At 48.6% G+C, this 8,894-nt stretch carries 6 protein-coding genes; 2 read left to right on the forward strand and 4 right to left on the reverse strand.

Translation table 11 applies throughout. The features are described from left to right. Positions 1 to 50: 50 nt before the first annotated feature. The 3 genes from IKG78_RS13800 to IKG78_RS13810 are packed head-to-tail and all read right to left on the reverse strand — an operon-like array spanning position 51 to position 6,577. A complete protein-coding gene (locus IKG78_RS13800; protein ID WP_290944483.1) occupies positions 51 to 1,925 on the reverse strand; it encodes a class I SAM-dependent DNA methyltransferase in 1,875 nt (624 codons plus the stop codon). After that, positions 1,918 to 3,438 (reverse strand): ATP-binding protein, encoded by a 1,521-nt coding sequence (locus tag IKG78_RS13805; RefSeq protein WP_290944485.1) that lies wholly within the window; start codon positions 3,436 to 3,438, stop codon positions 1,918 to 1,920. Before IKG78_RS13805 ends, IKG78_RS13800 begins: the two co-directional genes overlap by 8 nt. A gap of 13 nt (positions 3,439 to 3,451) precedes the next feature. Next, positions 3,452 to 6,577 (reverse strand): type I restriction endonuclease subunit R, encoded by a 3,126-nt coding sequence (locus IKG78_RS13810; protein ID WP_290944487.1) that lies wholly within the window; start codon positions 6,575 to 6,577, stop codon positions 3,452 to 3,454. A gap of 88 nt (positions 6,578 to 6,665) precedes the next feature. On the opposite strand from IKG78_RS13810, the gene IKG78_RS13815 reads away from it, so the two are divergent. Next, positions 6,666 to 7,787, forward strand: coding sequence for an ORF6N domain-containing protein (locus IKG78_RS13815; protein ID WP_290944489.1), 1,122 nt, complete (start codon positions 6,666 to 6,668; stop codon positions 7,785 to 7,787). Between the two features lie 45 nt (positions 7,788 to 7,832). On the opposite strand, the gene IKG78_RS13820 is transcribed toward IKG78_RS13815, so the two are convergent. Next, positions 7,833 to 8,438 carry a DUF1349 domain-containing protein gene (locus tag IKG78_RS13820; protein ID WP_290944491.1) on the reverse strand — a complete coding sequence of 202 codons (606 nt, stop codon included), beginning with the start codon at positions 8,436 to 8,438 and terminating at the stop codon, positions 7,833 to 7,835. A gap of 220 nt (positions 8,439 to 8,658) precedes the next feature. On the opposite strand from IKG78_RS13820, the gene IKG78_RS13825 reads away from it, so the two are divergent. Beyond that, positions 8,659 to 8,894, forward strand: a 236-nt coding sequence (locus IKG78_RS13825) for a TIGR03905 family TSCPD domain-containing protein (protein ID WP_290944493.1), incomplete at its 3' end; no start/stop codon positions are given.

Here is an 8,894-nt window from a genome sequence, read left to right on the forward strand (position 1 = left end):
CTCAGGATGACACAATCTCTCGTCTTTCGTCTCTCGTCTTTCGTCTAATCTCACAGTCCCATCTCCTTCATGTTCTTGGAGATGGTTTTCATGAGGGCGTTGCTTTCGTCCTGGAGTTTCAGGAGTTCCTGGTGGATTTCGGTCATGCGTTCGGCAAAATCCACGCCGTCGTCTTCTACGGGGGCGACGCCTACATAGGCGCCGGGGGTCAGGCTGTAGTTCTTTTCGGCGATTTCGGCACGGGTGGCAATCTTGCAGAGTCCAAGGATGTCCTTGTACTTGCCGTCACCGAATTTTTCGTAGAGCCAGTCGGCTTCCTTGGCGACTCCGATGATTTCGTCGAGTTCCGCGAGGCGGGCGTCCCATTCTTCCTGGGTTTTCTTCTTGCTCTTTTTGTCGGCGGCTTCTACGGCGGATTTCGCCTGCGCACGGAGCGTTTCGCGGTGTTCCTTGAGTTCCGCGAATATTTTCGCAATCTTTGCGGACTTGCGGAGAATCTTTTCGAGCTGTTTGTCTTCGGTGGTGTCGGCGTAGGCAAGCAAGGCGTTGCGGTATTCCACAAGCAAGTATTCATACTTGTCCGTTTCGCCGCGGTAGAGCCAAACGATGGCGTTCAGGTTCTTGAGTTGCCATTCGTTCCATTCGTTCAGGGTGCGGTCAACGACGGTGTAATAGTTGCGGGCATCGATGAACAGGACCTTGTCCTGAATTTTCTTCTTTTTGCCCTTGTCAAAGAACCAAAGGGTGCACGGCAGGCTCTTGGTATAAAAGAAGTTGTTGCCCACGCTTATCATGCAATCCACGTGTCCCGTAGCCACCAGCTTTTCGCGGATGTCCTTGTCCTTGCTCTGGCTGTCTGTCGCAGAAGCGGCCATCACAAAGCCCGCGCGGCCGGTTTCGTTCAGGTAACTGTAAAAGTAAGAAATCCACAGGTAGTTTCTGTTGCCAATTTCCTTGTCCTTGTTTACCGCAGGGAGCCCGAAGGGGAGTCGCCCGGCATTCTGGCAGCTTTCCGCTTTTACCTTGTCAACGTTGAAGGGTGGGTTCGCCATCACGTAATCGCATTCGCCTGCAAGGTTGTGCGCATCGTGATAGAAAGAGTTCGCCTCGTCGCCCGATTTTACAACTCCGGTAAGCCCGTGCACCGCCATGTTCATTTGGCAAAGCTGGGCGTTGTATTCCACCTTTTCCTGGCCGTAAAAAGTCATGGTTTCGTTGCTAGCCATGCCGGCGGCATTCACAAAGTCGCCCGTCTGCACGAACATTCCGCCCGATCCACAAGCGGGGTCCAGCAATACGCCATGCGTGGGTTCCAATACGTTCACAATCATTTTCACTAGGGACTTTGGCGTAAAGAAAACGCCGTCGTCACTTGCGATGTTCTTGGCAAACTTGCTGAGGAAGTATTCGTAGATGCGACCCATCACGTCGCCGCCGACATCGTCCAATGCGTTGTTGTTGAAGGTGCGCAAAAGTTCTGCAAGCAGTTCGTCCTTGAAATCAGTGTAGGTCTTGGGCAATACGCCTTTCAGCTTTTCACTCTGGGCTTCGACAAGTTCCATGGCGTTGTTCACGACTTCGCCAAGGCTGTTGAGCGGCTGACCGTGCGCGTTCTTGAGTTTTGCCGATGCAATATTTGCGGGCAAGTTCACGAGGTAATCAAATTGCGCTTCTTTCGGGAGGAACAAAGCACTCTTGGACGCAAAATCGCTAGGTTCAACAGGAAGCACTCGGCCACCGCGACTCGGGCGGTTTTTGAGAATTTCGGCTTCGACCCTTTTGAAACGGCCATAGGCGTAACGCAAAAACAAAAGCCCCACAACAGGCATGCAATACTGATTCGATGTCAACTTGGAATCGGCACGGAGCAAGTCCGCAGATTCCCACAAATCGGCTTCAAGTTTCTTTAAACTCTTGTTATCCATTTTGGTCCTTGCCAGTTTCTTGATTGAGCATGTATTTCCCTTTGCCATTTCCTTGCACGGGCTTTATAACGCCCAAACTAAACATTTTCTTTATAATTCCGATTGCGGCAGTTTTGCTAACCTTAAGGGAATTGGCAACATACTTGGCTCCAAAAACCTGTTGCAGCCCAACTTCGGTAATCATTGCCTTCATGTGCCTTTTCATCGTTATATTGTACGTTGAAGCGTCTACCATTTTTTCAAAGTTAAGTTTTTGCGAGTCAAAGTCAACTTTTTTCGGAGAAAAGTCACTCTTTTTAGGATTAAAGTCAACCTTTTCCGAAGCAAAGTCAGCTTTTTTCAAAACATAACCCGAATTTCGAATAATGGCTTTCAAAATAAAGGAGTCCTGTTTGTATTCCGGCTTGGGCAGCCCCTGCGCTTCCATTTCCCGGCACATACGGTCCACACCTTCGCCGAAATCCTTCACGTACTTGTAATCTTTCAAGTATTCCGCAATATGGGAATTGCGGGCAAAGTGGGAATTACGAATCTTGTTGATTTTCACCTGACTGGGCAAATTCCCCGGAGACTCCACCACCAAATGATCATCGAACATCTTGATTTGGATTTCGGTTCCGCGAATGGAATAATCCCTGTGGGTTACCGCATTTACGACCAGTTCTGTACGCACAAATTCCGGATATTCAAGTTCGGTGGTAAAGATTCCGCCCGAAGTCAAATAAGTGCGTTCCTTGATTTGCGTTTGGATGTAGGCGACCGCCTGGCGAATCTGCTCCAGAATGCGACCTTCAAAAGTCACATCCTTGATAACGTTCATCTCGGCACCGAATTTTTCTTCTGTTCCCTCGTAACGGATAAACCTGACTCGGGCCCTCGGGAAAAACGACTGGGGTTTCTTGCCGAACAGCAAAATGGCTGCAACGCTGAGTTGCAATACTCCCTCTTTCTCTTTTGCAAAATTCTTGTTCTGCAGCAAATACTCTCGTGGGGATTTAGAATATCCGATTAAGCTCAAGTATTCTTTGAGATAAGATTCCTCTATATCTTCGTAGCTAGAATCAGGAACAAGAAAATCTTCAAAGGAACGCAACCCTTTGTCGAGGGTCAACGTCAAACGGTCATCGTAAGAAAGGAGCTTAGACTTGTCGCCCACACGCATATAAACGTCATGCGCCTGGTTTTCGTGAACAAAGGGGCTTGCCTCTATGTGGAATACCAGCACATGGTTCGGCTTACCTTTAGCATCAACGCATTCAACAAGTTCATGAGCAAAAGGAACCGTCGGCGAACAAAAATCCATCGGAACACGCAAGAGTTCATTGACATCTTTTTCACGATGGTCAACACCCTCGATGCGGCGATTTTTATCAGAAATGCCGACAACGATGATTCCCCCATCGGCATTTGCAAAAGCGCACACATGGTTAGAAAAATCCTTCGGAGCAATGTTTATGCTCTTTCGATCGAATGTCTGGGATTCTTCCATAGCGAGAATATCTTCTATACGCACTGGGCCTCCAGATTTATGCTACTCTATAATGGGTGTAAACGTATTCGTAAACGCGGGCGCGATACATGTTGATGGCCACGTCATCGTAACTTTCGGGCAACTCTTTCCAGAGCGTGTCGCGAATGAGGGTGTCCACAGCGGCCTTGGTTTCTTGCTTGTCGGTCCAGTGATCCAGACTGCCAATTTTCGCCTTTATCTTTTCGAGTAATTCTACGGCAACTGATTTTAACTTCTTGATATCCTGCTTGCTCAAGTTATCCTTGAAAAGCAAGTCGTACATGGAGAGTTCTTCGTCGTTCTTGAAACCTTCACGGACAAAGCGCTGCTGCTCGGAATCCATGGACGATGCCAAATCCATCAAGTCCATAAAGGTCTTTTCGATGGTCGCACGGTCCTGTTCGCTATTGTAAGCGTTGATGATTTCTTGATAACGCTCGTAAAAATTGATTCTGCCGGAGTTGGTCGCCAACAGCAAAGAAAGCCGCTCCTTTAACAGTTCTTCCAAATCGCGGAGCAAAAGGTTCTTGTACTTCGCCTTGGCAAATTCCCGGCCGAGCAATTCAAAATCAATCTTGCTGATGTCGAACTGCTTGGGATTCTTTTTACCGCCTACGTCCATCTGAACGTATTCGCTCACAATCTTGTTCAGTTCCACCATTAAATCCACATTGGTCACATGACGGCGTTTTGCCTTCAGGTTGCGAGCGACCGCGTCAATCGCGTTTATCTTGGCGCGATTCTCGGCTGTGACATCTTCGCGGTTCGTGTAGCGTACCAGGCGAGAAAGTTCGGCGGCGTATGTAGAGAAGGCCTTCTTGTTTTCTGCCGAAGAACAGACTGCATTTGCCGTGTCTTGGATTGCGGCAATCTTATCAAAGCCCTTGGATTCAACGACCTTTGCAAGGGGAGCGTTGAGGCCGCCTAAAAATGCTTCCGTTTTCGCAATGACTTCAATAATGCGATTCAGCAATTCCGACTTGTCAATTGTCGGGTCGGCACGCCCGCCGCTTACATTGTTCGTATAATCGGCGAGAGCCTTGCGCAACGCCTTCACGATACCCGCATAATCTACAATCAGGCCGTTGCTCTTGCCTTCGTTCACACGGTTCGCACGTGCAATCGTCTGCATCAGCGTGTGAGCCTTCAACAGTTTATCCAAGTAAAGGCAACTGAGGCACTTGACATCGAAACCGGTGAGCCACATGGCACAAACAAACACAACGCGGAATTTATTTTTAGAGTCCTTGAATTCCTTGTCTAGTTCCCGCTTTTCCATCTTGGTGCGGTGCGGAGTAATGTCCAAGCCCCACTTGGCAAAAGTCTGTTGCTCGTTCTGTTCCTGGCTTACGACGACCGCCATTTCCGTTTCGCGCATCCACTGAATTTTGCGCTCCAGTTCCTGGGCTTCTTGCTGGGTTGCAGTTTTCAACTGCTTTTCGAGAGCGGCGATTTCTTCGGTCCAATATTCCTGAACGTAATTGTACATGCGAACGCAAGTCACCTTGTTCAGGCAAACAAACATCGCCTTGCCGCTAGTCCATAAGTCGGAATAATGATGCGCAAAATCTTTTGCAACCAAGCGCAATCGCGGTTCTGCCGTAAGCAGGTGGTATTCCTTGGCAAAATCCTTTTCCAGTTTTTCTTGCTGTTCCGGATCAAGGTCTGCGGCTTCAATGGCATTGAGAATCTTGTCTGTAATTTCAGGATTCTTGAGTTCCTTGATTTTGTCGGCACGATTTTCGTAATAGAGCGGAACTGTCGCACCATCTTCTACGGCTCGCTTGAAATCGTAAATAGAAATGTAGCCGCCGAAAGTTCTTTCGGTGATGTTGTCATCTTTCAAAAGCGGAGTGCCCGTAAAGCCGATACGCGAAGCCGTCGGAAGCAAGGCACACATGTTGTCTGCAAAAATTCCATTCTGGCTGCGGTGCGCTTCGTCGGATATCACTAAAATATCGTGATCCGGATAAATCGGGGCCAAATCTTTCTTGTTGAACTTTTGAATCAGCGTGAAGATGAAACTCGGGTTGCCCTTGAGTTTTGCGACAAGGTCGTTCCCGCTCGTGGCAATGAACTTGGATGCTTTTACCTTGCCGAGCATTCCGCAATTTTCAAACGTATCGCTAATCTGCTTGTTCAGTTCGTCACGGTCCGTAAGGATGACGATTGTGGGCGAACCTTTTGCACAACGGCGAATCTTCTGCGATAAGAATAACATTGAGTAGCTTTTGCCACTCCCCTGCGTATGCCAGAAAACGCCCAACTTGCCATTGCGAAGTTTGCGGTCTTCGTATGCTTTGAACGCTTCGTTTACGCCGAGATACTGGTGGTTGCGGGCAAGAATTTTGACCGTATTTCCATCGGAATGATCGTAAAGAATGAAATTCGCCAACAGGTCAAGGAATGTTTCTTTTTTGCAAATCCCGCGAAGCATCGTCTGGAGCGCAACGGAACCAGCATCGGATTCCTTGAGGCGTTTCCATTCGTGGAAAAAGTCATACTTACTGCCAAGCGTGCCGACTTTCTCTTCTACCCCATTAGAAAGCATCAAAAATGCGTTGTAATAGAAAAGTTGCGGAATCGTCGAAAGGTAATCCGTGTAGTTGTCGTCGTAGGCGTTTTGCACAGCGACATCGTTACGCTTGAGTTCCACAAACAAAAGCGGGATGCCATTAACAAATCCGACTATATCGGTACGGCGGCGATAAATTTCGCCGTGAATTTTCATCTCCTTGACGGCGAGAAAATCGTTGTTTTCGGGGTTCGAAAAATCAATGACAAGAGCCCGCTTGACATCCGAAGTTCCATCAGGTTTCTTGTAAGAGACCGGAATGCCATCGCGAATAAAGCCGTACTTTTCTTCGTTGATTTGAAGCAGTGATGACGTGCTGAGGGTTGCCGTGAACTTTTGTACGGCTTCGTCAATTTGCGTAGGCGTTATCCACGGATTCAGCTTCTGAAGTGCTTCGCGAAAATACCGATGCAACAAAACTTCTCTGTAAGAGGTGCGCCCGAATGTTCCGTTATCGCCTAATTTTTCTTCATTATACGCAAATACAACACGCCAGCCCAACTCATGCTGGAGCAGGTCGCCGGCACTCTCTTGAACAAGGATATTTTCGCTGTATTCGTAGGACATAAAAGCCAAACCATTCCAATGTAAATATAAACAAAATAGGTTGTCATAATATGCCAAAAACTCGCGGGCCTATTGACAAACTGGATTTTTGAATCTATATTTAGTGCACAAGTGTGTAGTCTTTGGCATTTTTTCCGCTTGTATGCCAGAGGAGTTGACGATGAAGAAAGATGTTGCGGCCAGTGCGGCCGGGGCCGTTGCGCCGAAAAAGCCTGAATTTTCCCTGATAGACGAGGATTTGCTCAAGTCGCGAATATATACCATCCGCGGGGTAAAGGTCATGCTCGATGCCGATTTGGCGGAGATTTACGGGTATTCGACCAAGTCTTTTAATCAGCAGGTCAAGAATAATATTGAGCGTTTTGCGGAGGATTTCCGTTTTCAATTGAAGGAGGCTGAAATCATCTCCCTATCGAGGTCAAAAATTTTGACCTCGATGCAGACCAAAGGTGTTAAGGGAGGACGATCCTATAAACCTTTCGTTTTTACGGAACAAGGCATTTACATGCTCATGACTGTGTTGAAAGGCGATTTGGCAGTACAACAGAGTATGGCCCTCATCCGTCTTTTCAAGCAGATGAAGGACTACATTGCGACAGAGAACGCGTCGGATGTTTCTGCGGGGATAGTCGCCTTGGCGACGCAGACGAGTCAGAACACGCGGGATATCGCCGAGATTGCCACGGATGTCCGCACGCTTTCTAACAAGGTGGAGCGAAACGAGAGCTTTCTCCAGAAGGTCATGGCGAATTTCGTCGACCCGAGCACTTTTAAGCATTTTTTGATTCTGAACGGGCAGCGGCTTGAGGCCGATGTCGCCTACACGCAGATTTACAGCATGGCGAAGAAGTCGGTGCTGATTGTAGATGATTACCTAGATGTAAAGACTCTCGATTTGCTGCGGTGCGTGGCGAAGGATGTTTCGGTCAAGATTTTCAGCGAGCAGCACGGGCGTACCCGCCTGACCGAAAGCATGCTGGCGGACTTCAGGGCCGCCCGCCCGGATGTGGAACTTGACGATGTTCGTGCCACGGGGAACGTGTTCCACGACAGGTACATCTACCTGGATTTCGGGACCGACACCGAGAAACTTTTCCACTGCGGGGCATCCTCCAAAGATGCCGGCAACAAGATTACGACCATCATGCAGCTAGAAGATATCGCGGGGTATCGCGCACTGTTCGAGAGGCTGCTGCAAGCGGGGGAATAAGGGCGCGCATCCATACCCCCTCAAGGGGGCATTTTCGAATTACGTTTACGCATCCGGTTGTTGACCGTCGTGCGCTTTCCATGCGCATTCCGTCACCTGCATATCCGTAAATCGAGCCGTGAAGCTGGAATTTTCCGGGCTGCATGCATATATGCCAAACCGAATTTTTTCGGTTCCTTCGAGCATGTGGCAAATCCGCATTTGAGAATACTGCACCCCGTCTCGAGAACATTCTATGCAGTAGTCATCTTCGCGCCTGCTGAGCCTATACCACATGGATTTTACATCTGCAGGAATCGCAGTCGTCGCCCAGTCTGAATACCCGCGGTTTGTCACAACGGAACCCAGGTGCTGGAATTTTTCATTCTCATATTCGACCGACGCCTTAAGCCAATTTTCCGAATCCAGATACAGCGCCACCCCGCACTGGTCGAAGCGATGACGACTTTCGGAAAAATCGGTTTTGACGACAAAGGAAAAGAACTTTTCTTCTGTTTCCATCTGCAGAACCGGAGCGTTATCGTTTCTGAAATGATAGTAGGTCCTTTGCCAAAGGTCCGTATGCGGGGCGGTCACAATTTCGACGCATTCCCGATTGATGCTGTAGTTCCGGGGTTCCCTGACCCATTTCATTTTAGAAATATCAAACATTTCTGTAGCCTTTGAATTTGTCCCTATCCGAATTTATTCCAACATTTTTCCAAGTTCATACCTAATCCACTGCGATATGCTTTGTTGCTATAATCTATAAAAACAGCTAGAGATTGCCAAGTCATCTCGCCCAGCGCCAAGACATTCTATATTTATCAAAAAATGGATCCCCTCCCTGACGGTCGAGGATGACAACAAACAAACCTGCAACGAGTTTATTATGGAAGAGACTTTCAAGACCAGAGGCGTTTGCGCGACGACGATTCAGTTCACGCGCGACGGAGACAAAATCAGAAACATCCGCTTTACGGGCGGATGCAACGGAAACTTGAAGGCAATCGCGAAGCTCTGCGAAGGCATGAGCGCCGAAGATATCGCGGCAAAGCTCATGGGCAACACCTGCGGCGGGAAGCCGACTTCGTGCGCCGACCAGCTCGCCCGCGCCGTCCTCGGGAA

The sequence above is a fragment of the Fibrobacter sp. genome (assembly GCF_017545445.1).
Taxonomy (GTDB): Bacteria; Fibrobacterota; Fibrobacteria; order Fibrobacterales; family Fibrobacteraceae; genus Fibrobacter.